Source organism: Rhodococcus sp. 008 (assembly GCF_001682295.1).
In the GTDB taxonomy this organism is placed as follows: domain Bacteria; phylum Actinomycetota; class Actinomycetes; order Mycobacteriales; family Mycobacteriaceae; genus Rhodococcus_F; species Rhodococcus_F qingshengii.
The window spans coordinates 2,594,050-2,620,189 of the sequence record NZ_CP012749.1; the positions used below are offsets into that span (position 1 = coordinate 2,594,050).

Annotated in this window: 29 protein-coding genes and 3 tRNA genes; 19 read left to right on the forward strand and 13 right to left on the reverse strand. The window is 62.9% G+C overall.

Annotation, left to right across the window (positions count from 1 at the left end):
* Positions 1-29 precede the first annotated feature (29 nt).
* Complete coding sequence (locus AOT96_RS12130; protein WP_030535773.1) at positions 30-1,724, reverse strand: bifunctional metallophosphatase/5'-nucleotidase; 1,695 nt, start codon at positions 1,722-1,724, stop codon at positions 30-32.
* A 100-nt stretch (positions 1,725-1,824) separates the two neighbouring features.
* Positions 1,825-2,901 carry a histidinol-phosphate transaminase gene (gene hisC, locus AOT96_RS12135; RefSeq protein ID WP_065351789.1) on the reverse strand — a complete coding sequence of 359 codons (1,077 nt, stop codon included), beginning with the start codon at positions 2,899-2,901 and terminating at the stop codon, positions 1,825-1,827.
* A 61-nt stretch (positions 2,902-2,962) separates the two neighbouring features.
* Between hisC and AOT96_RS12140 the strand changes: the two genes are divergently transcribed.
* The 9 genes from AOT96_RS12140 to AOT96_RS12180 all read left to right on the forward strand — a co-directional run bounded on the left by AOT96_RS12140 (position 2,963) and on the right by AOT96_RS12180 (position 9,736).
* Positions 2,963-3,682 (forward strand): dienelactone hydrolase family protein, encoded by a 720-nt coding sequence (locus AOT96_RS12140; protein WP_003943860.1) that lies wholly within the window; start codon positions 2,963-2,965, stop codon positions 3,680-3,682.
* Positions 3,683-3,778: 96 nt separating this feature from the next.
* Positions 3,779-3,870, forward strand: a tRNA-Ser gene (locus AOT96_RS12145).
* Between the two features lie 82 nt (positions 3,871-3,952).
* Positions 3,953-4,025: transfer RNA gene (locus AOT96_RS12150), tRNA-Arg, on the forward strand.
* A 216-nt stretch (positions 4,026-4,241) separates the two neighbouring features.
* The gene (locus AOT96_RS12155; protein ID WP_030535760.1) at positions 4,242-5,018 is read left to right on the forward strand and encodes a helix-turn-helix domain-containing protein; all 777 of its coding nucleotides are present in this window, start codon (positions 4,242-4,244) and stop codon (positions 5,016-5,018) included.
* A gap of 156 nt (positions 5,019-5,174) precedes the next feature.
* On the forward strand, positions 5,175-6,209 hold the full coding sequence (locus AOT96_RS12160) for an iron-siderophore ABC transporter substrate-binding protein (protein ID WP_030535759.1): 1,035 nt from the start codon (positions 5,175-5,177) through the stop codon (positions 6,207-6,209).
* On the forward strand, positions 6,206-7,249 hold the full coding sequence (locus AOT96_RS12165) for a FecCD family ABC transporter permease (RefSeq protein ID WP_065351790.1): 1,044 nt from the start codon (positions 6,206-6,208) through the stop codon (positions 7,247-7,249). The genes AOT96_RS12160 and AOT96_RS12165 overlap by 4 nt, the downstream gene beginning before the upstream one ends.
* On the forward strand, positions 7,246-8,298 hold the full coding sequence (locus AOT96_RS12170; protein ID WP_065351791.1) for a FecCD family ABC transporter permease: 1,053 nt from the start codon (positions 7,246-7,248) through the stop codon (positions 8,296-8,298). Before AOT96_RS12165 ends, AOT96_RS12170 begins: the two co-directional genes overlap by 4 nt.
* On the forward strand, positions 8,295-9,110 hold the full coding sequence (locus AOT96_RS12175) for an ABC transporter ATP-binding protein (protein ID WP_065351792.1): 816 nt from the start codon (positions 8,295-8,297) through the stop codon (positions 9,108-9,110). Before AOT96_RS12170 ends, AOT96_RS12175 begins: the two co-directional genes overlap by 4 nt.
* Complete coding sequence (locus AOT96_RS12180) at positions 9,107-9,736, forward strand: pyridoxamine 5'-phosphate oxidase family protein (protein ID WP_042447707.1); 630 nt, start codon at positions 9,107-9,109, stop codon at positions 9,734-9,736. Before AOT96_RS12175 ends, AOT96_RS12180 begins: the two co-directional genes overlap by 4 nt.
* Before the next feature lie 86 nt (positions 9,737-9,822).
* Here AOT96_RS12180 and AOT96_RS12185 read toward each other — a convergent pair whose 3' ends face one another.
* Positions 9,823-10,620 (reverse strand): DUF4352 domain-containing protein, encoded by a 798-nt coding sequence (locus tag AOT96_RS12185; RefSeq protein WP_030535755.1) that lies wholly within the window; start codon positions 10,618-10,620, stop codon positions 9,823-9,825.
* A 114-nt stretch (positions 10,621-10,734) separates the two neighbouring features.
* On the opposite strand from AOT96_RS12185, the gene AOT96_RS12190 reads away from it, so the two are divergent.
* The gene (locus AOT96_RS12190) at positions 10,735-11,913 is read left to right on the forward strand and encodes a cation:proton antiporter (RefSeq protein ID WP_065351793.1); all 1,179 of its coding nucleotides are present in this window, start codon (positions 10,735-10,737) and stop codon (positions 11,911-11,913) included.
* A gap of 73 nt (positions 11,914-11,986) precedes the next feature.
* Here AOT96_RS12190 and AOT96_RS12195 read toward each other — a convergent pair whose 3' ends face one another.
* The 6 genes from AOT96_RS12195 to AOT96_RS12220 form a co-directional block, all read right to left on the reverse strand.
* Positions 11,987-13,189, reverse strand: a complete 1,203-nt coding sequence (locus tag AOT96_RS12195; protein WP_065351794.1) for a DUF6461 domain-containing protein — start codon at positions 13,187-13,189, stop codon at positions 11,987-11,989.
* Positions 13,190-13,287: 98 nt separating this feature from the next.
* Entirely contained in the window at positions 13,288-14,532 is a 1,245-nt protein-coding gene (locus tag AOT96_RS12200; protein ID WP_065351795.1) for an alpha/beta hydrolase family protein, read from the reverse strand.
* A 79-nt stretch (positions 14,533-14,611) separates the two neighbouring features.
* A complete protein-coding gene (locus AOT96_RS12205) occupies positions 14,612-15,301 on the reverse strand; it encodes a DUF998 domain-containing protein (protein WP_007731663.1) in 690 nt (229 codons plus the stop codon).
* 10 nt (positions 15,302-15,311) lie between these two features.
* Positions 15,312-15,716: a very short patch repair endonuclease gene (locus tag AOT96_RS12210; protein ID WP_019746481.1), complete on the reverse strand. Its 405-nt coding sequence runs from the start codon at positions 15,714-15,716 to the stop codon at positions 15,312-15,314.
* 10 nt (positions 15,717-15,726) lie between these two features.
* Complete coding sequence (locus AOT96_RS12215) at positions 15,727-16,587, reverse strand: hypothetical protein (protein ID WP_065351796.1); 861 nt, start codon at positions 16,585-16,587, stop codon at positions 15,727-15,729.
* A complete protein-coding gene (locus AOT96_RS12220; RefSeq protein WP_030535749.1) occupies positions 16,584-17,729 on the reverse strand; it encodes a DNA cytosine methyltransferase in 1,146 nt (381 codons plus the stop codon). The genes AOT96_RS12215 and AOT96_RS12220 overlap by 4 nt, the downstream gene beginning before the upstream one ends.
* Positions 17,730-17,967: 238 nt before the next feature.
* On the opposite strand from AOT96_RS12220, the gene AOT96_RS12225 reads away from it, so the two are divergent.
* Positions 17,968-18,555: a putative glycolipid-binding domain-containing protein gene (locus AOT96_RS12225; RefSeq protein ID WP_083197618.1), complete on the forward strand. Its 588-nt coding sequence runs from the start codon at positions 17,968-17,970 to the stop codon at positions 18,553-18,555.
* A 26-nt stretch (positions 18,556-18,581) separates the two neighbouring features.
* On the opposite strand, the gene AOT96_RS12230 is transcribed toward AOT96_RS12225, so the two are convergent.
* Positions 18,582-19,556: a prephenate dehydrogenase gene (locus AOT96_RS12230; RefSeq protein WP_031332706.1), complete on the reverse strand. Its 975-nt coding sequence runs from the start codon at positions 19,554-19,556 to the stop codon at positions 18,582-18,584.
* Between the two features lie 48 nt (positions 19,557-19,604).
* Here AOT96_RS12230 and AOT96_RS12235 point away from each other — a divergent pair, with 48 nt between their 5' ends.
* The 4 genes from AOT96_RS12235 (at position 19,605) to AOT96_RS12250 (ending at position 21,083) form a co-directional block, all read left to right on the forward strand.
* Positions 19,605-20,144: a tRNA adenosine deaminase-associated protein gene (locus AOT96_RS12235; protein ID WP_003943823.1), complete on the forward strand. Its 540-nt coding sequence runs from the start codon at positions 19,605-19,607 to the stop codon at positions 20,142-20,144.
* Positions 20,145-20,606 (forward strand): nucleoside deaminase, encoded by a 462-nt coding sequence (locus AOT96_RS12240; RefSeq protein WP_064112063.1) that lies wholly within the window; start codon positions 20,145-20,147, stop codon positions 20,604-20,606.
* A 138-nt stretch (positions 20,607-20,744) separates the two neighbouring features.
* On the forward strand, positions 20,745-20,936 hold the full coding sequence (locus AOT96_RS12245; protein ID WP_003943869.1) for a CsbD family protein: 192 nt from the start codon (positions 20,745-20,747) through the stop codon (positions 20,934-20,936).
* A 56-nt stretch (positions 20,937-20,992) separates the two neighbouring features.
* Positions 20,993-21,083: transfer RNA gene (locus AOT96_RS12250), tRNA-Ser, on the forward strand.
* Positions 21,084-21,135: 52 nt separating this feature from the next.
* On the opposite strand, the gene AOT96_RS12255 is transcribed toward AOT96_RS12250, so the two are convergent.
* Together AOT96_RS12255 and AOT96_RS35680 are read right to left on the reverse strand one after the other, a co-directional pair.
* Positions 21,136-22,623, reverse strand: a complete 1,488-nt coding sequence (locus AOT96_RS12255; RefSeq protein WP_231917434.1) for a DUF1254 domain-containing protein — start codon at positions 22,621-22,623, stop codon at positions 21,136-21,138.
* Positions 22,624-22,721: 98 nt separating this feature from the next.
* Entirely contained in the window at positions 22,722-22,895 is a 174-nt protein-coding gene (locus tag AOT96_RS35680) for a hypothetical protein (RefSeq protein WP_003943953.1), read from the reverse strand.
* Positions 22,896-23,141: 246 nt separating this feature from the next.
* Here AOT96_RS35680 and AOT96_RS12265 point away from each other — a divergent pair, with 246 nt between their 5' ends.
* From AOT96_RS12265 to AOT96_RS12275, 3 genes are all read left to right on the forward strand, one after another.
* A complete protein-coding gene (locus AOT96_RS12265) occupies positions 23,142-23,825 on the forward strand; it encodes a YceI family protein (protein WP_003943876.1) in 684 nt (227 codons plus the stop codon).
* A gap of 123 nt (positions 23,826-23,948) precedes the next feature.
* On the forward strand, positions 23,949-24,299 hold the full coding sequence (locus AOT96_RS12270; RefSeq protein ID WP_003943804.1) for a YidH family protein: 351 nt from the start codon (positions 23,949-23,951) through the stop codon (positions 24,297-24,299).
* Positions 24,300-24,638, forward strand: coding sequence for a DUF202 domain-containing protein (locus tag AOT96_RS12275; RefSeq protein ID WP_065351799.1), 339 nt, complete (start codon positions 24,300-24,302; stop codon positions 24,636-24,638).
* On the opposite strand, the gene AOT96_RS12280 is transcribed toward AOT96_RS12275, so the two are convergent.
* A complete protein-coding gene (locus tag AOT96_RS12280; protein ID WP_003943902.1) occupies positions 24,604-25,545 on the reverse strand; it encodes a sterol desaturase family protein in 942 nt (313 codons plus the stop codon). The two genes, AOT96_RS12275 and AOT96_RS12280, sit on opposite strands and share 35 nt — an antisense overlap.
* 128 nt (positions 25,546-25,673) lie before the next feature.
* On the opposite strand from AOT96_RS12280, the gene AOT96_RS12285 reads away from it, so the two are divergent.
* A complete protein-coding gene (locus AOT96_RS12285) occupies positions 25,674-26,129 on the forward strand; it encodes an RrF2 family transcriptional regulator (RefSeq protein WP_003943908.1) in 456 nt (151 codons plus the stop codon).
* The last annotated feature ends 11 nt before the right edge of the window (positions 26,130-26,140 follow it).

Consider the following 26,140-nt stretch of genomic DNA (forward strand, 5'->3'; position numbering starts at 1 on the left):
ACTAGGCAATCGAGCGCGGGGATGCCTAGTCAGCCGATGGTGCGGATGCGGTCGGTGGCAGGTGGCGAGACCGGCGACCCGGCTGCGAACAGGGCGGTCAAGGCGTCGAGGTCGTTGCCAGCACCGGTCATCTGGGTGGAGTTCTTCAGTGCGGTGAAGCCGTCCCCGCCCTCGGCGAGGAACTTGTTCACCACGACGCTGTAGACGGCGTCGGGCGCGATGTCCTGCCCGTTCAGACGCATTTCCGAGATTCGCGAGCCCGGCGCTGCTCGCCGGTCCATGGCGTAGGTGAAGCCCGCGGACGGGGAGAGGATGCGCTCGGTAGCGGTGCCGTCGAGGTCGATCTGGAATTGCTGTTCGAGAGCGTCCTTCAACACCGCTCCTGTGACGGAGAGCACCTCGAGGCTGTTACCGAAGGGTTGAACACCGTAGGCCTGGCGGTAGGTGACCTGGCCGGAAGTGCCGAAGTCCAAGTCCTCGCGCATGCCGCCGGGGTTCGTCAACGCTAGTTGGGCGCCTCGTGTCGATCCGGCGGCGAGTTGAGCGTCGGCGACCAGGTTGCCGAGTGTCGATTCGCCGCTGGGGACGCGGTCGCGTGTCAGATCGGCGGTAATGGTCCCCACCGGCCGCTGAGCGCTGTCCGACGCCTCCGACCAGGCCCGGTCGGCGAGAGCCTGAATATCGGGATCCGGCGAAATATCGTGTGTCACTATCTGATTGAACGCGGACGTCTGATCGCGAACGACCTCGCGTGTGTTGCGGTCGATGGTGACGTCTGCGACGGACACGATCCGGCCGTGCGAAGCGCCCTGCATCACGACTCTGGGATTGCCTGCGGGATCAGGGAATTCGCAGTTGTACTGCTGGTGGCTGTCGGCGGTGAAGATGACGTCCACCTTCGGTGAGGCGCGGAGGGCGATGTCGCGGGCCGGGCCGGACTCGACGTTGCAGTCGTTGGGCCCACCTTCGACGGCCGGTTCGTCCCCACGGTGCAGGAGGACGGTGATGGCTTTGACGCCGAAGAAGTCGAGGACGTCGGCGGTGCGGTTGATCGCTTCGACCTCGTCGCCGAACTGCAGATCGGCGATCCCGCCCGGTGTCACGATCTGCGACGTGTTGGCGGGGGATATCGCGATGACTCCGAGCGGAATGCCGTCGACCATGTTCACGGTGAAGGGCAGCGTGGCCGGAGCGCCGTTGGTGTACGTCATGTTCGCGGCCATCAGAGGGAAGTTGGCGCCGCCGAAGGACGGACTGAACGTGCACGCATCGACGGCGGAGCAACCGCCGGACTGCATGCGACGGAACTCGGCGAGCCCTTTGTCCAGTTCGTGGTTGCCGATCGCGGAAGCGTCGATCTTCATCCGGTTCAGGAGTTCGACCGTCGGTTCGTCGTTGAACATCGCCGACTCGAGCGCCGACGATCCCCAGTTGTCACCGACCGAATACAGCAGCGAGTTGGTGGCTTGGCTGCGAAGTTGCGTCACGTAAGCAGCGAGATACGCCGCGCCACCTGCGGGAGTGAGCGAGCCGTCGGCCTGCCTGATCTCGCTGCGAACACCTTCCGGCGGGCGGAGACTGCCGTGCAGATCGTTGAACGCCAACAGACGTACCGACACCGTGTCCTGGGACTCTGCGTTGGCGACGCCACTCAGGGAGGTCGCGGTGGTGGCGAGAAGGGTCGTTGCGAGCACGGCACACGTTCGTGTCATGCGTCGCGTCATGCGTCGTGCTCCCTCACTCGGACCGGCCTCGAACCTCCCTGAGTGTGCCCGTCTGCCGAAACGAATTCCAGTCCTCGGCGTAACAGTTATGTATCGAGTGTCACGCGGTGACGCCGATGCCCGCGGCCTGCTTCGCGACGTCGGTGTTCGCGAAAGCGAGGAATGCGTCGTTCTCGTGTGGATCGCCGATGGTCATCCGGACGCCCTCGACGCCGTACTGGCGGATCAGAATGCCCGCTTCGGTACTCGCCTCAGCAAAAGCGGGAGAGAGTTCTCCGAGGGGGAGATAGACGAAGTTCGCCGACGACTCGGGGACGGTGTACCCGGCTTCGATCAGAGCGGTTCGAACTCGCGTCCGCTCGGCGATGACACCTTCGGTGCGGGCAAGCAGTTCGTCTGCTGCAGCCAGGGAAGCGATTGCGGCGGCCTGCGCGACAGCGCTCACGGTGAACGGGGTGTGCACCTTGCCGAGGGCCACGATGATCTCCGGATCCGCGACCGCGTAACCCACGCGGATTCCCGCGAGGCCGTACGCCTTCGAGAAGGTGCGCAGAACAACCACGTTGGGGCGGCTGCGGAACAGCTCGATGCCGTCGGCGTCCGAGCGTGAGTATTCGAAGTACGCCTCGTCGAGTGCGACGACGACGTGAGCCGGCACAGCGTCGAGGAAGCTCTCGAGCTCTGCCTTCGACAGTGCATTGCCGGTCGGGTTGTTGGGGTTGCACACGAAGATCAACCGCGTGCGGTCGGTGATCGCGGCCAGCATCGCATCGAGGTCGTGGCCGAAGTCCTCGGTGAGCGGAACCTTGACCGAGACGGCGTGGCCGACCTGAGTGACCACGGGGTAGGCCTCGAACGAACGCCACGCGTAGATGACCTCGTCACCCTGATCGCACGTGATCTGCACGAGTTCCTGGCACAGCGTCACGGAACCGCAACCAACGGCGACGTTGGCCGGCTCGACTTTCAAGAAGCTGGCCAGCGCCTCGATGAGTGCAACCGCGGCATTGTCCGGGTAGCGGTTGGCATTGGCGACCGCGTCGGCGACGGCGTCACGCACACCGGGCAACGGCCCTACTGTCGTTTCGTTGCTCGCCAGCTTGATCGCACCCGGAAAATTGCGTCCGGGAACGTAGGCGGGGATGGAGGCGAGGTCAGGGCGAATGTGTGCGGTCACGAGTCGATTATGCGCGCACTGATTTGGTGCGTAGCGGACGTCTGCGTGTCAGAGTTAGAAGATGTCGGAAATCTTCAGAGCCACCGCGTATCTGCGCGGAGCCGAAGGGGAGGTCGCCACGGCTGTTCCGCTGACCGTGGTGGAGCCGGACGGCCCGACGCGGGGCGGGATCGTCGTCCTGCATGAAGCCCGGAAGTTCAGCCCGGCTCTGCTGAATCTGATGTGCGCGCTTGCCGGCGAAGGGTGGGTGAGCGTCGCACCTCACCTGTTTCACCGCGAACCCGAACACATGCAGGGTGAGGTGTTCGGTGACAACCTCTTCGCCGACTTCGACGCGACCCTCGATTGGCTCGTCGGACGCGAAGTTCTCGCAGACACCATCGGGGTGCTCGGATTCGACGACGCCGGTACCGCCGCGATGCTCGTGGCCACCAGCCGTCCGGTCGGCGCCGCGGTGAGCGTCGCCGCCCGGGGAATCGTCGAAGCCTTGTCGGTGGATGCTCAGGCGCTTGTCGACGCGGCCACTTCCCTGCAGGCGCCGTGGCTGGCGCTGTACGGCGAGGACGATCCCAGCACGCCTCGCGAACACGTGACTCTGCTCCGGGAAGCGACCGCGAAGGCCGACGTCGCGACACTGGTGGTCAGCTACGCCGGACTGGCTCACCGGGCGGACGAGCCGCCACAGCTGTCCGAGGACGCTGACCTCGACGACCCTGATTCGGCCTCGATCATCGAAGCTCAGACCCGGATCTTCGACTGGTTCGACAGCCACCTGCGGTAAGTCCACAAAACAGTCCGCTGACCACACGTTTTGCCTTTGGTGGCGAAGGGTGTGTAATCTTTCGATCCGGCGGTCCGAAAGGATCGGAACCCCCAGGGAGGCGTGCCAGAGCGGCCGAATGGGACTCACTGCTAATGAGTTGTCCCTTTTACGAGGGACCGGAGGTTCAAATCCTCTCGCCTCCGCCAAGCCGGTGATTTTGACCGGCGGGTTAGAAATGATAGAAATTACGACGGTAAGACACGCAAGACCAGCAAGACAACAGAACATGCGCCCGTAGCTCAACGGATAGAGCACTTGACTACGGATCAAGAGGTTAGGGGTTCGAATCCCTTCGGGCGCACAAGAAAGAAGGTCACAGACTTCAGGTCTGTGACCTTCTTTTTGTTGTGGTGCATACGCAATTCTTGAATGTGTGTGAGGTCACCTCGGCGATTTCGGGCGGTGATCCTCGCGATCGTGGGAACCGACAACCGATCCCCGCGATCGTGGGAACCGACAACCGATCCCCGCGACCTATGCTTTCTGCGGAGCAGCCACGCGAACCGAGGAGAACCCGTTGGAGACCGTCGACAGTCGGACGCTCCCGGTCTACTCGGCGGGGGCGGTCGAGGTGCCCTTTGTCATTGCGGGCATGGACGAACTTGTCTCCCGCGAGACCCGGTGGGATGCGCACTCGCACCCGACTCACGAATTGTTGTGGAACGAGCGGGGAGCGTCGAGCGCCACGGTGGGATCGCGCACGTGGACCATTACGCCGACCGTCGGTCTGTGGATGCCCGCCGGCGTCCTGCACTCGGCGATCGCGCCGGCCGGCACCTGGTATCGGGCCGCTCAGCTCGACATCGCGTCAGTTCCTTCTCTGTCCGACGTGCCGGTGGCGATCGAGGTCACTCCGCTGCTGCGGAACCTCCTCGAGCGACTGGCAGACGATTCACTCGGAACCTCTTCACGCTCGCTCACGGAGCAGATGGTGATCGACGTGCTGGCACCGTCGCCGAACGAGTTGCTGGTGCTGGTGCCGGACTCGCCACTTCTGCAACCCATCGTCGATGCGATCGGTGACGATCCGAGTGACATGCGAACGCTGTCCGACTGGGCAAGGCTCCTCGGTGTCAGCCCGCGAACCATCACCCGGGTATTTCGGTCGGAGACCGGGATGAGTTTCGGGCAGTGGGTCTCGGCTGTGCGCGCCCAACGAGCGGTGACCCTTCTTGCCCACGGCTTGGATCTACAAGAGGTTGCCGAGCGTGTGGGCTACCACTCGACCAGCGCATTCGGGGCGGCATTCCGGCGCACGACAGGCGCTACACCAGGGATGTTCCGGGCTAGCTGATCGGCCATCACACCTTGTCTCGATCGCTACACGGGGTGTCCCAAACACGCGATTGCGCCACATTGCCCTCCCGTATACGGTTTAGGCAAACCTCACCTAAGTGCCTGATTGAGCCGGGTTGAGGGCCGTACCCCTTCTCGAGAGAGTTCTGTTTTCATGCGTTCAAAACGCTTCTTGGCGGTGGCCGCAGCAGCGGTCGCAGTCGCCCTCGGCATGACAGCTTGCAGTTCCGACTCCTCGGAGACCGCCGACGGCGGCAGCGCCGGAAGCGGATCCAGCTCCTTCCCTGTCACGATCGAGCACGCTTTCGGAACTACGACGATCGACGCCAAGCCGGAGCGAGTTGCCACCGTTGCCTGGGCCAATCACGAAGTGCCCCTTGCTCTCGGCGTGGTTCCCGTCGGAATGGCAGCGGCGACTTTCGGTGACGACAACGGCAACGGAATGCTGCCGTGGGTCGAGGAAAAGCTCGACGACCTTGGCGCGAAGCCGCCGGTGCTCTTCGACGAGACCGACGGCATCGACTTCGAAGCCGTCTCCGATACGAACCCTGACGTCATTCTTGCCGCATACTCCGGATTGACGCAGGAGGACTACGACACTCTCAGTGAGATCGCTCCGGTTGTGGCGTATCCCGAGGGGCCGTGGGCGACGTCGTGGCGTGACGTCATCAAGTTCAACAGCATGGGCCTCGGCATGGAATCCGAAGGGCAGGAACTGATCTCCACCATCGAGAAGGAGATCGCCGACGAGGTTGCCGCGCATCCGCAGCTTGCAGGCAAGGCAACCATGTTCCTGACGCACGTCGACACCGCTGATCTGAGCCAGGTCAGCTTCTACACGGCGAACGACACGCGCGCCGCGTTCTTCGAGGACCTCGGACTTTCGACGCCGAAGAGCGTTGCTGACGCCTCGACGGGTGGTGAGTTCTCGAAGAAGGTCAGTGCGGAGCGTGTGGACGTCTTCGACGACGTCGAACTGATCGTCACCTACGGTGACCAGGCACTTGTCGACGCACTCAAGGCTGACCCGCTGCTCTCGCAGATGCCTGCCGTCGCCAACAACGCGATCGTGTTCCTCAATGGAACCGGGCCGATGGGAACGGCGGCCAACCCGACTCCACTCGCGATTTCGTGGGTACTCGGCGACTACGTCGATCTGCTCGCCGGGGCCGCTGGAAAGTCGGAGTGACTGTAACCTCGCAGGATTCGACGTCGGGCGCTCGCGATACGCGGCGCCCGACGTTCGGCAATTCGCTGTGGTTGATCGCCCTTCTCGTTGTCCTCGCGGTGCTCATGTGCGCTTCGATCGTCATCGGCTCTCGTGAGGTCGACTGGTCCGATATCGTTGCCGCACTAGGCGGTTCAACGGACAACATCGGTCAGGGTGCGATTGCCAAGCGCATTCCGCGGACGGTGCTCGCGATAATCGTGGGAGCTGCGCTCGGTCTTGCCGGCGCTGTGATGCAGGGGATTACCCGAAACCCTTTGGCGGATCCCGGAATCCTGGGCGTCAACATGGGCGCTTCGCTCGCCGTGGTGATCGGAATGGCGTGGTTCGGACTGTGGACCCAGACCAGCATGATCTGGGTGGCCGTACTCGGTGCAGCCGGGGCGGCGTTGTTCGTCTACGTGGTCGGGTCACTCGGGCGAGGTGGAGCCACCCCACTCAAGTTGGCTCTCGCCGGGGCCGCAACATCGGCTGCGTTTGCTTCGTTCATCACTGCGATCATGCTGCCGCGAAACGATATTGCGGGCAACATTCGTTCGTGGCAGATCGGCGGCGTCGGTGGCGCGAGTTTCGAGGTGATCCAGCAGGGTCTGCCTTTCCTCATTGTCGGCTTCGTGATCTGTCTGCTGTCAGCGCGCAGTCTCAACTCTCTTGCGCTCGGCGACGAGGTTGCGTCAGGTCTCGGCGAACGCGTCGCGGTGGTTCGTGCAGTGGCAGCGCTCGGTGCAGTGTTGCTCTGCGGTGCAGCCACTGCCATTGCCGGACCGATCGGCTTCGTCGGTTTGGTTGTCCCGCATCTGTGCCGCCTGCTGATCGGTATCGACAACCGTTGGCTACTACCGTTTTCTGCGCTGACAGGTGCCGGCCTTCTCGTCGCCGCCGACATTCTCGGACGAATTGTCGCCCGGCCGAGCGAAATCGACGTCGGCATCATCACCGCGCTCATCGGAGCGCCCTTCTTCATCTATATCGTCCGCCGTCAGAAGATACGTGAGCTGTGACCACTACATTCGTTACTCCCGAAGTCGAGGTCGACGCAGTCGGAGCAAGCCGTATCCGACGAGGTAGACGCCGCCGCATCGTGATTGCCGTGCTGACGGTCCTCGCCGTCGCCTCTTTCGCGGTCACTCTGATGGTGGGAAAAACCTTCTACCCGCCGTCAGATGTGCTTCGCGTCGTGCTGGGGGAGAACGTGCCTGGTGCCTCGTTCACCGTCGGTCGCCTCCGTCTGCCTCGCGCTGTCCTCGCTGTGGTCGCCGGAATCTGTTTCGGCTTGGGCGGCATCACGTTCCAGACGATGCTGCGCAACCCGCTCGCGAGCCCCGACATCATCGGAATCAGCTCCGGCGCAAGCGCTGCAGCGGCTTTCGTGATCATCTCGCTTTCACTCGGCGGTTCACAGGTATCGGTTTTTGCTATCGCCGTCGGTCTGGGCGTCGCAGTCTTGATCTACGTTCTGTCTTTCCGGGACGGTGTGGCGGGCACTCGGCTCATACTGATCGGTATCGGAATCGCCGCGATGCTCGACAGCGTCACCGCCTACCTTCTCAGTACCGCCGCCGCGTGGGATCTGCAGGAGACGATGCGTTGGCTCACCGGCAGTCTCAACGGTGCCAACTGGGGTTCGACGGTTCCCGTACTCCTGGCGCTGGTTGTCCTCGGACCGGTGCTGCTGAGCCAATCGCGCAACCTTTCGACCAGCCAGCTCGGTGACGACGCAGCACAAGCGCTCGGCGTCAGAGTGGAACGAACGCGCATTCTGACGATCATTGCGGCCGTCGGACTCATCGCCTTTGCCACTGCCGCTGCGGGGCCCATCGCCTTCGTCGCATTTCTGTCAGGGCCCATCGCCGCCCGCATCGTCGGTCCGGGAACATCACTTTTGATTCCGTCGGCGCTGGTCGGAGCGCTGCTGGTGCTAGTTGCCGATTTCTGCGGACAGTACGCCTTCGGCACCCGCTACCCCGTTGGCGTGGTGACTGGCGCGCTGGGAGCGCCGTATCTCGTCTACCTCATCATTCGCTCCAACCGAACGGGAGGTTCGCTGTGACCGAATCCCATACTCTGACTGCCGAAAACCTCGAACTCGGTTACGGAGGACGGACCGTCGTCGAATCGCTCGACCTCGCGGTGCCGCCGGGAAAGATCACGACCATCGTGGGCGCCAACGCGTGTGGCAAATCGACACTGCTGCGGTCGATGTCGCGGCTACTCAGTCCCCGAAGCGGTCATGTTCTGTTGGACGGCAAGGATGTTCATCGCCTGCCTGCGAAGAAGCTCGCTCGCACGCTCGGTCTGCTGCCGCAGTCACCGATCGCACCGGAAGGGATAGTTGTCGCCGATCTCGTCGGCCGTGGTCGTCATCCACATCAGCGGGTGCTGTCGAGGTGGAGCCGCGAGGATGACGCAGCTGTCGCCGAGGCGCTTGCGGCCACGGACACAACCGGATTGGCCGAACGATCGGTGGACGAGCTTTCCGGTGGTCAGCGCCAACGTGTGTGGATTGCGATGGCGCTCGCCCAACAAACCGATCTGCTTCTACTCGACGAGCCGACCACCTTCTTGGACGTGAGCCACCAGGTTGAGGTCTTGGACCTGCTCACCGACCTGAACCGGACTCGGGGTACAACGATTGTCATGGTTCTGCACGATCTCAATCTCGCCGCCCGCTACGCCGACTACCTCGTCGCCATGGCCGATCGCCGGGTCTACGCGGCGGGTGATCCTGCCGAGGTGCTCACGAGCGACAACGTCCGCACCGTGTTCGGTCTCGAGTGCCGAATCATCCCGGACCCCATGTCGGGTAAGCCGTTGGTGTTGCCGCTCGGGCGCCACCACGTGCTCGACGACGTGTCGACGTGACGGCGTCGAACGCCCCGGGCGGGCGGATCGAATCCGTGGAACAACTCAATGCGATTCTCGGACAGCCCCATCCGACGATCATGGAGAAGCAGACCGCTTACACGACTCCGTTGATCCGTGAATTCATCGAGCAGGCACGGTTTTTTGTGCTCGCGACATCCGATGCGGCCGGAAATTGCGATTGCTCGCCGCGCGGAGACTTGGTCAGTCAGGTTCTCTTCCCCGACGAGAAGACACTGGTGCTCCCGGATCGTCCGGGCAACCGGCGCGCCGACTCGTACCGGAACATGATCGAGAATCCTCACGTGGGGATCCTCTTTCTCGCGCCCGGGCACGACGAGATCGTGCGCGTCAACGGCACGGCGACTCTGTCCACCGATCCTGATCTGTTGGATTCGATGGCGATGAACGGCAAGCCTGCACAGCTTGCGGTGATCGTGCAGATCGACGAGGCGTATCTGCATTGCGCGAGAGCGATTCTGCGGGCGAAGCTGTGGGATCCGTCGACGTGGCCCGCATCCGATGAGGTGCCGAGTCTGCGCGACATGATGGCGGAGCAACACAGCCTGCGCGTCGAGGACCTCGAACCCGCCAGACAAGAGGCGTACCGCAAGTACCTGTACTGACCTCAGTCCGTTGGCCTTTCGCAGGAGAACGGTCTCCACCAGCTGATCGTCAACTGGTGGAGACCGTCGTTCTTACTGTTCCGGGTTTACTGAAGCGAAATTGTGGCGCCACCGGAGAACATCGAGTCGTGTACCTCGATCTCCTTGGGGGTGGCACTGGTCGGGATGTCGAAGACAATGGTGGTCTTCCGGGTGATGCCGGGGTTTATGTCGCCGCCGATCGCGGTTTCGGCGTCGATATTGATCGCTGCCATCGTGTTGTTGGTGAATTCGCGACCTTCGGTGTCGATCAAGGTCTGATTGGATCCGAAGTAAGCCTGGGGCTTGTCGGAAGTGTTCGTGATCTCGACGTGAACGAGTACGAACTGACCCTCAGCTTGCTCTTGCAAGTAGGGATTGTCGCCGATCGTCGTGAGGCCGGTCTCGATACCCGTCACGACGAAACCGAACTTTCCGTCTCGCACTTCCTCGCCGATTCCGGGATTCGAAGACTTCGTTTCCTTGGGAGCTTCGGCCGGGGCAACTGCGGCCACGGAGGCACCGTTGGCCGCGGCTTGCGTGGTTGTGGGGGCCGCGGCGGATTCTTCCTTGTCTTTGTCCCCGCCGCCAGTGGCGATCGCGACAATCACGAAGAACGCCACGATGCCTCCGACGACCCATGGCCACTTCTTCTTTTTCGCCGGTGAAGGCGGCGGTTGCTGAAATCCACCGGCCGGCTGAGCGTACTGGCCCGGGAACGGCGCGCCAGACTGGTCTGGATAAGGCTGTCCATAAGGTTGCTGAGCCGGTGGTTGCTGTCCGTAGGGCTGCTGGGGTTGCTGCCCGTACGGCTGCTGAGGCGGCTGGCCATATGGCTGGTTAGGGTCCTGCGGGGGTTGTGTCATGGCCGTTCCTTCACGTGGGATTGCTCACGCATTACTAGGTGAGCATTCGATACTTCTACCAGACTGACCGGTCGCAATGTGTGCAGAGTGGTCGGTTTTGTCCGACAATGATCCGTGCCTTCAATTGCCTCCTCGCTGTTCTGGATTGCGCTGATCGCGGCCATCGCGCCGATAGTCGCGGGCCTGATCCCGCGTCGACTGGTTCCCGAAGTGGTGTTGCTACTGGTCGCGGGCGCAGTGGTCGGGCCGTTCGCCCTCAACATCGCAGCTGACAGCGAAGCGATCGGCATCCTCCGCGAACTCGGCCTCGGCATGCTGTTCCTGCTCGCCGGCTACGAGATCGACCGACAGGAACTCAGTGGGCGCGGCGGACGTCGAGCGCTCTACACGTGGCTGTTCTGCCTCGCGCTGGCGTTCACGGTGGTCGCGCTGCTTGGCATGAGGAACGTGATCTCCGCCGAAGCCGCAGTTGCCATCGCGATGACGTCGACCGCTCTGGGCACGCTGCTGCCGATCCTCAAGGACAACAAACTCCTCGACACACGCTTGGGCAAGACCGTCCTCAACCACGGGGCCGTCGGCGAGCTCGGGCCGGTCGTCGCGATGGCGGTGCTGCTGAGTGCCCGTGGCGCCATCCTGTCGCTGATCGTTCTTGCCGTCTTCGCCGTGATCGCCATCATCGTGGCGGTGCTGCCCGGCAAGCTGATTCACGAAGGCTCGTGGACACATCGCCTGGTGCGGGCAGGAGCGGACACCACGGCGCAGACGACGGTCCGCCTCACCGTTCTGTTGTTGGTCAGCCTCGGAGTGCTGTCGGCCGTGTTCTCACTCGACGTCATTCTCGGTGCGTTTGCCGCCGGCTTCATCCTGCGGCGACTGATGCCAGAGGGCGACGAGCGCCTCGAGATCAAGCTCGACGGGATCGCCTTCGGGTTCCTCATCCCGATTTTCTTCATCACTTCAGGCATGGCGATCGACGTCTCGGCGGTCGCCGCCAGTCCCGGCATACTGATTGCGTTTTTGATCCTGATCGTTGTAGTCCGCGGCGTGCCGGTGTTCTTCGTGACCAAGTTCGAGAAGGTCGAACCACCCTTCACCACGCGCGAAAGTGCGCAAGTCGCGTTGTACGGGGCTACCGGCCTGCCCATGATCGTGGCGGTCACTGGCGCGGCCGTCGACGCGCATCAGATGTCCTCGGACAACGCGTCGATTCTTGTCGCGGCCGGGGCGATCACGGTTCTGCTGTTGCCGATGCTCGCCACTCTCTTGACGAAAAAGGAGAAAGTGTCCTGATTCAGAGATCCACCTGCTCGTCGAGCCAGTCGAACATCCGCTGATCCGTCAGACGCCTCGCTTGCTTCGATTATCAGGGGCCGGAGAAAAAGCCGTCGTCGACGTCGATACCGGTTTCCAGCGCCGATATCTCATGGCTGCCCGTTCGGTCCGCCCACCGCAAAGGGATCCCGGTTTCCGCGTCGAACGCCACCGTGGCAACACGGCCGGCCCAATCCGGTGGCATCGCGAATTCCCACGCTCTCCGCCCGTCGACCTCTACTTCCCGCCCTGTCGTGTCGGGTGGGCGTAGGTCGGCGAAAGGTGTGTACGGCCAGGTTCTGTGTATCTGGAGAAGTTGTTCGATATGGATGTCGAGACTGTATCCGCCGTTTCGTCGTTCGAGGACCCCGTCGGTGCGGAACCACGTCTGCTTCTGTCGGTTCTGCAGAAACAGCACTCCCTGCTCGTCTTCGAGACGGATGCAGGTGCGCGGCTTGAACCAGAATTCGAGTCGCACGGAGGGACGACCGCCGGGGGGTCGCCCGCGGAACATCACCCCATGTAGCGGAATCCGTTCCGCCGCTTTGTAACGTCGCGCTACCTCGCTCCACGCAGCGGGCGACTTTCGCGGAGAAGCCTCAGATGGCACATCTGCCGAGGGGGACTGTCCTGACTTGGGGACAACGGCCACCATAAATTGGCCTTCCACGAATAGCGAGGCGGGGACTGCGACGCCGGTGATCTGCTCGGCGAGAGCAAAGGCGCCCTCCAACGCATACTCACCTGCATAGCCTTGGGCGTCATCGTCGATTCCGATTCCGCCGACATCGAGAATCAAATCCACCATCCGATCGTCCCCGACCACCGGGCTGGATCCGAAGAGTTCGAATTCAGCCACGCGTGTGCCGTTCGACCACCAGATGAACTGGCTGTCGGCATTGACGCTGAGATAGTGCGAAGCCACCTCGCGATCGGATAGAAGGGGCCGCATCAATTCTTCGGAGATAGCGAAGGAACCGCCGTTGATCTGCATCAACAGTGTGCTGTCGTCGCCCACCGCCGCGACTGCGACTACCTGCCCAGCCCCGGCTGTCTCGGGCTGTTCAGTGAGATCGGACATCACCTCGCCGAGTTCGGCGATCCCGATTGCCTCCGATTGTGTGTTCTCGTCGGCGCCGAGGGCACTCAACACCTGTGCGGGAGTGGACCGAGGGATGAGTGCAGCGCAGTACCCGAGAGACAGGCTCGTGTTGAGGTACTGCTGAATCCACACATAGTCGTGATAGGTAGGCACACTCGCACGCTTCCACAGATCGATACCCGACGAATGCCGAACTCCATCGAGCGCACAGCAAATACGCCATCATTCGATCGTTGATTCGAGGGCCTGATTCAGAGATCCAACTGCTCGTCGAGCCAGTCGAACATCCGCTGATCAGTCAGACGCCTCGCCATGGGCTGGCAGTGGAAGTTCGCGCCCTCGGCAGCGGTGAAGGGAACCACCGTCGTCGGTCCGCCGGCGAGGGCGGCAAGCCGCTTGGATTGACCAGGCCAGAATTGCTCGCCTTCCGGATCGGTGATGAGCAGGGGAGTGGAGATCGAGCCGGCGACGTGTTCGAGGTGGTACTTCCGAACCTCGGCGAGAGTGTTGTAGTAGCCGTCGGCGAGGTACGGACGCGCTCGGAAACGCCAGATTCGGGCGCTGTCCTTGGAGAATTTCATTCCCAGCCCTATCGCCATGTCGCGGTCGAAGGCCTCCGACTTCCCCTCGTCGAGCAGCTTCTGCATGTTCTTGGGGATATGGGCGAGCCACGACGCGGCCACGTCCACGACCCCCGGATCGGCGATCGCTGCCGCGATCCGATGCTCGAACGCCAACGACTGCGGCACCCAGTACCCGCCCTGACTGATCCCGTACATCGCCAGCTTCGACGCATCGACGTCCGGCCGGTCCACGAGATAGTCGACGACGGGCGTGATGACGGCTTCCCAGTCGTGACGGAACGGGATGTTGCGCTCGAAGAGCATCGACTGCTGACCGGGACCGTCGAACATCAACACGTTGTAGCCCCGCTCGAGCGCCCCGGCACCGCCGCTGCCCCACAGCCCGCTGATCGGGCCGTCGCTACCGTTCACCATGATCAACGTCGGCCGTCGCACGTCCCCGGGCGGCCGGAAGAAGTACCCGGGCAGGTAGGTGTCCTCGTAAGGGATCCGGACGCGTTCGACGGGCTGGGAGGTGGTGTCGACGAAGCAGTCCCACGCCTGTCGGTGACGTTTGAAAGTGGGGACCAGAACCGAATCGTCGCTGAGACCGTCGACTGCGTTGATCGCCACACCGAAGTACGACGCCGCCCGCAGGTACGCGTTGGACGCGCTTCGCGAATGCCCGGCCTCGGCTGCCTCTACTGCCTGCCCGAATACCCGTGTGCCGAGGTCGAACCAGGCCTCGTACCAGCCTTCGAGGTCCTTCTCGCCGACGTGAGCGATGGCCGAGAGCACTTCGCCGGTGTCTGCCGCGCCGAAGGTGGCTTGCCCGAGAACGACTCGTAGCTCGAAGTCGAAGGATTCGTTGCGATAGAAACCAGCAGTGAACGCCTGGTGCGGATGGGCGAAGAACGACGACGCGAGAGACATGGGCACACCTTCGCTAGTTCGGGGCAGCCATTTTCAGTTGTAGTTCCAGGATCGCCCGAATCGCTTGCCGGAAAACCTGTCAGCGCGGCGACGCCGGGAGCCCGGTGGATGGCGGCCTCGACATCGCAAATGCCAGGGTGCACAACCACAACGACATTCCCAGCACCTGCGCACGTTGAGCGATACCCAGTCCGAGATTACCGCCGCCGGAGACTTCGATGCTGTTGGTCGTCAACATCCACACCGTCGCAAGGGAAGTCAGGATCAGAATGGTCAGACCCGTCGTCCGCAAAGAAGGGTGCTCGCGATACCTGAACGCTCCCACGGTGAATGCGATCATCGCGGTGAAGATCGCGAAGACCGCCACGCTGCTCGTCAACGCGTGAACATGGTGGAGCTGCGGAAGTAGACCGTCGGGTGCGCTCGACGGGCAACCCTCGCCCGAGCATTCGAGGGGGAACGACGCGTCGGCGATGGTCGCGATGCCGAACACCGCCAGCGCAATCCAGCCCGTGACGTAGAGCCTTCGCCGGGGCGTGATCAGCAGACCCAGCGCTCCGGAGATCAACATCAAGATTGCGGACAGGACATCGGCGTTACCGAAGACATCGCGGTATTTCTGGTTCTCGGCATCGAGTTCGCTGAGGAACGATGTCACCGGGTCGAGGCCGGTGTCCAGGAAGAATTCGAGAATCCACGACGAGTAGACGATTCCGCCCAGAGCCAGCGCAGCCACCAAACCCCACCGCGCAACATTGCGTTCCTTCACGAAATCGAGCTTACGGACCGAGCAGGGCTTTCTGGACGCGTTCGGCCGCTACCAGCGGATCTTCGTGCTCCCAGATGCGGATGACGGTCCAACCCTGCTCTGCCAGACGTGCATCGGTGTCGCGGTCTCGAACCACGTTGGCGGCCAATTTGTCCGTCCACCACTGCGCGTTGTTCTTGGGAAACGTCGCATGCTGCGGGCAGCTGTGCCAGAAGCATCCGTCCACGAACACCGCGACTTTGCGGCGTGGAAATACCAGATCGGCCCGTCGGCGAACACCTTTGACAGGCGCCCGATCCACGAAGTACCGGAGTCCGCGTCGATGCAGCTCGCGTCGAAGTGCGATTTCGGGTTTGGTGTCGCGCCGACGCTGAGCGCTCATCCGAGCGCTGGTGGCAGGATCCGTCGCAGGCACCGTGGTTCCCTCAGCCGTCGGAATCTTCGCTGTCTTCGGGATCGGACCAGGTGGGCGCAAACCTGTTGCGACGCTCCACTTCACCGTGCACGACGGTCACGAAGTCGGTGAACGAGAGCGTCTGAGCTTCGGTGGGGCGTCCGTTGCGCGGCGGCGGCTCGTCGACGTCGAAGAACCGAACTGCGCCATCGGGTTCGTAGAGTCCGATGTAGACCTTCTCGAAGAGGTCGTAGCGGGTGTCCTCGGCGCCGAGATCCACCCAGGCCTTTCCCGGAACGCCGACCACCGCGCGCTTGCCTCGGCCCGAGCGCTTCGAGAGCGTCGTGACGTGGTGTGCAAAAGAGGATTTGCCGGTGTCGCTGGTCTTGGTCGGGTCGCCGTCGTCGCACGTGGCGTACGGCTCGAACATGACGGCGACCAGCACGCTGTACGGCTGACGCTGATGCAGAACCATTGCCTCGCCACGCAATTCGTGGTCGTTGCGGACGATGTTCTTGGTCCACCGTCCCAGCTTGCCGCTGCGGGGACTGTAGTCCTGGAAGTTGTACGTCTTGATGGAGACGCAGAGGATCAGGCCGAGAGTGGGGTCGAGTGCCTTGACGTCCAAGCGCTTTCGGCCCTTGGCGACATCGACTGTTGCCTCCTGGCCTTCACCGGACGCCGTCGGGGTGATGTTGGGATACAGCGGACGCAGAGCGTCGGCGACCGTCTGTGCCAGTTGATTGGACAGTCGCTGGGCGTAGTTCTTCTTCTCGCCGCGATCGGCGTCGGCCGGGGGCTTGTCGCCCGCGAGTTGCAGTGCACTCCACAGTGGTTCGTGTTCCGGCTCGGAAAACAGCGTTTCAGATTCGGGGAACAGCGAGTCCGTCATGCTGCGGCCTCGGGGTATCCGCCCATCCGCTCGAGATGGCTTTCGACGTCCTCGATGAAACCGGGGATGAACCGAAGATTACCCATGCGTGCGCGCTTGAGGAAGCCGGCGGTGGCCCGAGCCGACAGCAACCGCGTGTCTTCGAGGAAGCCGCTCAGATCCTCGTAGTCGTACTGGACCGGCCAGGTCGAGGTATGGACGCGGAAGGCCTGGCGGTTACGGCCCCAGGCCGCACTCGGCCAGGCGTCGCCCGGTTCGAGTGGCGTCTCGCCCGCGGCGTCGTATTCGATGGGATCGCTCAACCGGCCACCGACCCACGACGCCATCCGCACGCTCACGGCATTGCCGACGAGCTTCCAGCGATGGCTGTGGCGTAGGCCGGGAACCTCGACGGACGGCAGCGTCCAGTCGGGATCGAAACCCTGCAGTCGCTCGGCATCGACTAGACCGGGAGTGACGATCTCACCTGACGGCAACCGGACTGCCGGCTGACTGGGGATGCCGACGGACGAGCCGCCCTTGAGCGTCGGCACGGCATTGACGGCCCATCCGAGACCGCGAGTGCCTTCGGTCCAGTAGAAGCCGCAGGGGTAGTCCGCGGGATCGCCACCCAGGCGCTCGCCGGCGTCCTGGCCGAACAGGATTTCGCGGGGATCATCTGTGCGCGAGGCAAGCATGATGACTCGCTGGCGACGCTGGGGGAGTCCGAAGGCGCGGGCGTCGACCACCCGGTACGCCCAGGTGTATCCGAGGTCTTCGAGGGCGTCGGTGATGTGCCGCATGGCGGCGCCCTTGCCGAGCTGGAGCATGAACGGAACGTTCTCGATCAACAGCCAGCGCGGGCCCTTCTTGCGCTTGACCAGACGGAACACCTCGTCCACCAGGCCTGAGCGTGCGCCGGTGATGCCTGCCGTTTTGCCGGCCTGAGAGAGGTCCTGGCAGGGGAAACCGGCGGCCACCAATTCGATGTCACTGGGCAGCGCGCGAAGTTTGGTGACGTCACCGTGCAACGGCACGTCGGCGAAACGCGAACGGAGAACTGCCTGCGCGCCCGGATCGATTTCACACAGCAGTTCGGTGTTCCACCCATGTTCCGAGAGCCCCAACTCGAGACCACCGATACCGGCAAACAAACCCACCATGCTCCGCGACGACGTCACAGCACCCTTCCTCACGAACCGACCTAGAAGCACGGTACTCGAGAACTCCGACACCGTTTGCCAACTATTCGGTCCGCGGCGTGCTCCTTACGGAAGAACCGTTGTGAAACGCCTTACATCGAGATCTTCGGGGCCGATCGAACTCCCTAAAAGGTCCCTGATCGAAGCAATAACCCGAACCAGCGGTGCTCCGTGCCCGTTCGTCCATTACCGTGGTCGGGTGAGCATCCAACCTTCCGGTGACGCGTCCTGGCCCGCGGTATTGACCTGGCAGGCCCACAACGCTCCTCGTATGGAGTCTGTTCGTGTGCAGCTGAACGGAAATCGCATCAAGGCTTCCGGCCGGATCATCGGTGGAGCCTGCAGTGAGCACCCGGCATTCAGCGCGTCGTACGACCTGGTCACCGACGAGGCCGGCATCACCCGCCGGTTGTCCGTGCGGACCGCCCTGGCCGCCGGTGAGCGTCAGATGTCGATCAGCCGGGACGAAGAAGGCACCTGGATGGTCGAGAACGGCGCCAGTCACCAGCGCTCTGCGTTCGATGGCGCACTCGATGTCGACGTGATCCTCAGCCCGTTCTTCAACACGCTGCCCATCCGCCGCGTCGGCTTGCAGAACGACATCGAAGACGCCGAGGTCCCGGTCGTCTACGTCAATCTCCTCGACCTGCGCGTCGAGGGTGCGACCATCACCTACAGCTCCGGCGCAGACGGAATCAGTGTGCTGTCCCCGGTGTCCATCTCGACGCTGTCCGTCGACACCGAAGGTTTTGTCCTCGACTACCCGGGTCTGGCAACTCGTATCTAGGTTTCGTATCTCCAGGTTGCGTAGTTCTAGGTTGCGGATCGCCGGATGACGCCGCCGCGTCGACCGGCGTCTCGCATCCGGTTGATCCAGTCGGGTTCTCCGGCCTGAACGTCTTCGATGTCCCACCGCTCGTGCGACTCGTAGGCGCCGCGCGCCGCGAACCCTGCGTCCACCAATCGTGCCGTCGAGCCGTTGTCGAGCAGATCGGTACGTGCACCCTGCAAAAGGTCGAGCGCCTCGTCCAGCGCGACCAGCAGGGCGTCGCGGTTGCCCTCGCACATCGCCCGCACCAGGCCAGGAGCGCTCCCGGCTACGCGGGTGCCGTCGCGAAATGATCCGGCAGCCAGCCCGAGAGCCAGTTCGCCGCCGGCAGCTCCGGTGATCGCAAGCGTTTCCGCGAGCAGGTGAGGCAGATGCGAGATTCGCGCGACTGCTCGATCGTGCTCGAGGGATTCGGCCGGCACTACCACCGAGCCGCAGTCGAGCGCGAGGTCGGCGACCTGCGACCACACATCTGCGTCGACGCCCTCGTCGGTGGCAACGACCCATACCGCGTCGACGAACAGATCGGCATCCCCGACCGCCCAACCCGAAGCTGACGTCCCCGCCATCGGATGACCGCCCACGAACTTGGCGCTCAAGCCCGCTCGTTCGACCGCGGCCTTCACTTCACCCTTGACGCTGACGACGTCCGTGATCGGATTGTCGGGCGCATGCGCGGCGATTGCCTCCAAGGTGGCGTCGACGGCAGGCATCGGCACGGCGATCACAATGATCGCGCCGCTTTCGTTCGCTCTCTGAAGCACTGAAACCAGATCGGTGTCGGCGTCGAAACCGTCGGCTCGGGCCGCGTCGGCGGACTCGCTGGAACGGTTGTAACCCCACGCCCGGCGGCCGGATCGGACGGCGGCGCGAAGTAGCGAACCGCCGATCAATCCGAGGCCGAGAACGCAGACTGGTGGGGCGGAATCGATCGCAGACACGAGTTCAGGTTGGCACATCGATGCTCGGACTTCACTCACTGGCACCAGGCGGGCTACCGTTGCGCCATGGGTGCACAGCGCGCGGGTAACAAGAGCGCCTCTTCGAACCAGTCGGAGGAGCTTGAAGGCTTCGGTGTCGCGGTGGTCCGTGAAGAGGGGCGTTGGACGGTCAAGGCACTGACGCCCGACGCGTTGACCTCGCTCTCGGCCGCCGAAACGCAGCTGCGTGAGCTGCGAAGTTCGGGTGCCGTCTTCGGTCTTCTCGACGTCGACGACGAGTTCTTCATCGTGTTGCGTCCGGCGCCGTCGGGCACGCAGTTGCTGATTTCCGACGCGACCGCCGCCATCGACTACGACATCGCAGCCGATGTCCTCGACGCCTTGCACATCGAGATCCCCGACATCGACCCGGACGACCTCGACGATGTCGAACCCTGGGAAGAGGGCGATCTGTCCGTGCTGGCCGATCTGGGCCTGCCGGAACCCGTGCTCGCCGTCATCGCGGCCGAGACCGATCTCTATCCGGACGAGCAGTTGGGGATGATCGCGCAGCGACTCGGGTTCGCATCCGAGTTCGGCGCAGCGCTCGACAAGCTCCCGCGCTAGATGACTCTCGCTGACGACCAGCGCATGATCCGTGCGGCCATCGTGGCCGCACGTTCCACCTCCGACGCAGACGTCCCGGTCGGGGCAGTGGTGTTCGACGCAGACGGCGTCGAAGTTGCTCGGGCCTCCAATGCCAGGGAAGCGTCGTCCGATCCGACCGCGCACGCCGAAATCCTCGCGTTGCGTGCTGCCGCAAAAACCTACGGTGACGGCTGGCGCCTGGAAGGTGCGACGCTTGCCGTGACCCTCGAGCCATGCACGATGTGTGCGGGCGCTCTGGTCCTCGCCCGGGTTTCTCGGGTCGTTTTCGGGGCGTGGGAGCCGAAAACCGGAGCCGTCGGATCATTATGGGACGTAGTTCGAGATAAAAGATTGACCTATCGGCCGCAGGTGCGCGGCGGGGTCCTCGAGGACGAATGCGCTGGGCTTTTGGAAGATTTCTTCCGCGAGCAGCGGGCCTGAATTCGGCATTCCCCATCGAGAGTGATCGCACACTCGGGTAGCCGGATCCATCAATCGAGGGCATGGTGGAGGCAGATGCCGTCAGGGCATCGGCGGATCGTCGGAAGGCGATTCGTTCGCGTTCACAGAGGAGTACTCATGGGAATCGCAGACAAGGCTCAGAACAAGGCCGAAGACCTCGGGGGCAAGGCCAAGGAAGCTGCTGGCAGCGCTACCGGTGACCGGGACCTCGAAAACGAAGGCAAGGGCGACCAGGTGAAATCGGCCGTCAAGGATGCAGGCGAGAAGGTCAAGGACGCCGCTTCCAGCATCAAGGACAAGCTCACGTAGTACCGCTCCACCTGGCGATTTCAGCCACGGGCACTCCATCCGGTAAAGTCACCAACGGTGGCGTGTCCGAGCGGCCTAAGGAGCACGCCTCGAAAGCGTGTGACGGGTAACCCCCGTCCGAGGGTTCAAATCCCTCCGCCACCGCCAAAGCTCCCCACCTGTTCACGCAGGTGGGGAGCTTTTTTGTGCTTGGTGGCGCCTATAGTCCCGTTGCTCGGACGACGTCAGGGAATCGGTAGGTTTCATCGAGGACTGATTTGTCGGGGACATAGCTGCGAATGATCAGTCGAAATTCGTCGTGCGGAGCGGGTAGCCAGTTGGCACGAGCATCCGGATCGGTCGGCTCGTCGTGAGACAGGTGCAAGGTGAGCTTCCCGTCACGAAAGACGAGATCGCCCGCGTCGAGATTGACGGTGCCGAGGTTGACGCGGTTACCCGGTGCGTCGGCGAGCATAAATGCGTCCTTGTCGTACATGGTCAGAGACCAGAAGCCGCCGCGACTGCGGTCGACGGGTGGGAGTGCGTCTTCTGTGAAGGTCATGGTGTACCGCTCGCGGCCGTGGAGTAACGCTCCGTCGCGGTCGGTACCCCGGATGAGGTAGACAGCCTCGTGAAAGTCGTTGACGTAAATGTAGATGACGGCCGCGAGCGCCCGTCCGAACCAGTCGGTGCCCCACAGGCCACTGTTGCGTTGCCGTTGCCATCCGTTGCCTGCGTCGACCCCGGTTTGGACGTAGCTCGCCGATTGATGGAGGGCGACGTCGGCGCGGAGCGCGGCGCGGTCGAGCAGCGCTCGGTACGACTTGTCCGAACGATACAGTGCGACAAGCGTCTTGGCTTGATCAGCCATCGGGGTGTCTGCTGCGCCCATGGTCGGGTTGAAATCGAGCATTGCTGCAAGATCGGTCCAGAAAGATTCCGGCTTCACCCATTGAGGTCGACTGGCGTCGGGATCGACCGCCAACATTTCGGCGGTGACGCCCTGAGGGTAGATCGAGTTCGCGGCGTGGGCCTCGTAGCCGAAGGACCGCGGGCCGGGTCGATCCTCGCTGAACGGGTACATGCCGATCTGGTCGAGCACCGACCGCGCCTGCTGCTTGGACGCCTCGGAACGTGCTGCGAAACTGCGAGGGAAGACACCAGCCACGTTCGTCGGTGATCGAAGCACATCGAGGAAGTCTTCCGGCAACTCGCCATCCCAATCAGGTCCGACCAGAAGGAACTTTCCGCCGGGAGTGCCTGTCGCCGAACCAAGTTGGTGAGTCACATTGGTCAGCACGTCGACGATCTGGATAGTCCAGTAATGGCCGTCGGGTACCTCGGTCGGGGTCTGTATCACTGCGGTTTCGTCGGTGAGATCGGCGAATCCTGCGCCGTAGATCGTGTCGTTGTTGGGTGAGACGACCCACCGCTGCGCCGGGCTCATGTAGTCGGTGAGGGCACCTGTGTAATTCTTGGCGGCGCCTGGCAGAAGACCGAGTTGGAGTCCGGTCTTGCCATCCATGATCTCCCACATGTTTGTACGGCCGAAGGTGTCCACAGCTGGATAGCCCCAGTAATAGACGATCCGGGCGAGGGCTTCCACGTAACTCTCAGCGGCCAGCGTTGCTGGAACTCCGGCCGATCTCGCCAGTTGAGCGTGTGCCGGCGTGAAACCTTGTGCGATTGAGTCGGTCGGGGAGTCCATGAAGTCATGGTGCCGGTGACCGTCCGCTGCATCATCACCCTTGCGGGGTGAACCGGTGAGGAAATCGAAAACCGGTTCTGTGTGCGCAATTCGAACGTTCAGGAGCGGCGGGCGATCCACTCTGCAGCGGCGGCATCGATGTCCTGCTTCAGCTTCTCGAAGAACGAGGGTGGCGGGGTGGGGATCAAATCTGCTGCGGTAGTGAGGGATCGACTGAGGGCGATCCGACGCTCGCGTAACTCGTCGTCGGTCAGGAGCGTCAGGTCCGCCATCGCGAGCTCCCTCGATCGGTGTGATTCGTGTTTCGGGCAGACCGTGCGCATCGGGATCGATGCATGATTCGATGCGCACGGCCCAGGCATTCCAGGCTGGGGGCCGGAATGCACAGTCGACTTTACCAAATGATTACTAATGGCTGTAGACGCGGCTCACCTTTCGGTGTTCGTGGAGCACTTTCACAGGGTTCTCCCAGGTCGTAAGTCCTGACAACTGTTGAAGCTGCAACTATCGTCGAGCCCATGAAAAAGATCTGGTGGATCGGCGGAGCAGTAGTTGTGGTCGTACTCGCCCTGCTCGTGGGGCCGTGGGCGTACGGGAAGTTCATCGCTGAAGACGATGCACCGGCGGCCGTGGTGTCCACTGAGGGCGCGGAGGCGGCGTCCGGATCGATCGACGGGCAATGGACCGTCGTCGCCGGGCAGGGGGACAACCAGACGGCAGCGGGATACACCGTGCACGAGATTCTCAACGGATCGAGTGTGACCGTCGTCGGAACCACTGGCGAGGTGAGCGGAAACGCGGTTGTCGAGGGTGAAAAGCTCACTTCCGGCGAAGTAACGGTGCAGGTGGCAAGCATCAAGACCGACTCGGATCGGCGCGACGGCCAGTTCACGGGCAATGTGATGGATACCAGCACGTATCCGACGGCGACGTTCACGATCGACTCGCCGGTGGACTTGTCTGCTGTACCGACGGACGGAACAACGGCGACGGTCACGGTGTCAGGAACGCTGACGCTCAAGGGTCAGTCCAAGCCGGTGTCGGTCGACATGACGGTGCTGCATTCGGGTGATTCGCTGATCGCATCGGGCTCGATTCCGGTCACCTGGACCGATTTCGGAGTCGAGCCTCCGTCCCTCGGTTTCGTCACCGTCGACGGCAGCGGTTCGGTGGACTTCCTGGTCTCACTCGCCGCGAGCTGAATTACGTCCACCCGATTCGCACTGCTTCGGGGCGGGCAGGGAAGATTAAGGACATGACCTTCCTTTCTTCTTGTCCGTTCCGAAGGCAGTGTGCGATCTCTGCCCGGACGGAATGAACAGGTGATGCCCCGGTGGAGACCGTTCCGAACGGGCGAAGACCCCGATCCACGGTTCACGCTCGCCAATGAGCGGACATATCTGGCTTGGATCCGCACTGCAACGGCCTTCGTCGCGTCGGGCGTCGGACTCGAAGCGTTCGGCGGCGACATTCTCAATCCGACGGTTCGATCCGGCTTGGCCGCGTTGTTGCTCGTCGGCGGTGCTCTGATCGCAATCACTTCCTTTGTCCACTGGATCAGCGCCGAGCGTGCACTGCGAACTGAGCGCTCGTTGCCGGTGCCGCTCATGGCGCCGGTCGTCGGCATCGTGCTGGTGATCTGCGCGACCGTCCTGGTGGTCGAGGTCGTGAACTGATTGACCGCGCTGGAACCGTCGGAAGGTGTCAAGCCTCCGGACAAGGGCTTGCAGTCCGAGCGCACATCGCTCTCGTTCGTGCGTACGAGTCTGTCGATCCTCGGCTTGTCTGCCGCCTGTCTGAGATGGTTGCCGCCGTTCGGGTCGGTGGCCCTGATCGGCCCGTCCGTCGCTGCCGTGCTCGTCGTCGCGGTGACGGTCTACGAACGTCGGTTGCGGCCCAGGCGGTTGGCCCAGTTTTCGGCCGAAAAGGCAACGCCCGCTTTGGGTATGGGAGCAACTCTCGCGGTCGCTCTGCTCCTGCTCAGTGCGACGGGGCTGTGGATTCTGCTGAAGTGACCTCGGCTTTCGGCGCCCAGCCGGGCGGGCCGAACACGTAGCCGGCTCGCTGCCGCCACGATGTCGACGCCTTCCAATCGCGAGCAATGGCAGCATATTCGCGCGTTTGGAGCTTCCAGATGTTGTACGTTCCGACCGGCGTCGTGAGTCCGTAGGTGGGGCGGTGGGTTTCGGCTGCGAAGGTTCCGAACATCCGGTCCCAGATGATGAGGATTCCGGCGTAGTTGCGGTCGAGGTACTCGGCGTCGGAGCCGTGGTGGACGCGATGGTGTGACGGCGTGTTGAAGATGAATTCGATGGGCCGCCAGAGTTTTCCGACACGTTCGGTGTGGACGAAGAACTGGTAGACGAGGCTGACGGAGAAGCCGACGAACACCATCCACGGCGGGATCCCGAGGAACGGCAACGGCAACCACATGATGATCTCACCGCTGTTGTTCCACTTCTGCCGCAGTGCGGTGCTGAAATTGAAGTACTCGCTCGAATGGTGAGCCTGGTGTGTGGCCCAGATGACTCGAACTCGGTGTGCGATGCGGTGATACGCGTAATAGAGGACGTCGATTCCGAGCAGCAGGATCACCCAGGTGTACCAGGCAGTCGGCGAGAGGTGCCACGGAGCGAGATACACCCAGATTGCGGAATAGCCGATCAGCGCCAGCACTTTCCAGAAGGTGCTCGTTGCGATCGACACGAGTCCGAGTAGAACGCTGGTTCTGGCGTCGACGCTTCGGTAGCCGCCCTGTGCCGGCCGTGCGCGTCCGTCGGCGTCGTCGGGATGATCTTCGAGCGCACGGGCCGCGAACCATTCGATTGCGAGGAAGATGACAAACGCGGGGATTGCGAGCGTAACGGGATCATGGAGCGGTTCGAGCAGTGACTTCCATGATTCGAGAAGGGTTTCCCACACGCGATTTGTCCTGTTCTTTAGCTCTGATCGTTACATCATGCATCAAAATGTAACGTCAGGGAACCCTTTGCGGCGAAGAACTCGCAGGTTTGTTGCGACTATTCATAGAACGATGGTAGGAATTGCCGGTGCATATCACCGCGAAGGTGGACTACGCCGTGCGGACTCTGGTCGAGCTCGCGGCAGTTGGTCCTGACCCGGCCAAGGCCGAGTTTCTCGCCAAATCCCAGGTAATACCCCACAAGTTCCTGGAAGCGGTGCTCTCGGACCTGCGGCGCGGTGGCTTGGTCAACAGCCGTCGAGGCCCGGACGGGGGATACTGGCTCGCTCGGTCCGCGGACGAGATCACGATTGCCGACGTCATACGAGCTGTCGAGGGACCGCTGGCTTCGATTCGGGGTCAGCGACCGGAAGACGTCGACTACGGGGGACCGGCAACGCCCCTCAAGGAGGTGTGGATTGCAGTGCGAGTCAACCTCCGTGCTGTGCTCGAAAATGTCACACTCACCGATGTTGCAGGTGGAGAGTTGCCCGAGTTCATTCACGAACTGACGGCAGATCCCGAGGCGTGGAATCGGCGCTGATACAGCCCGGT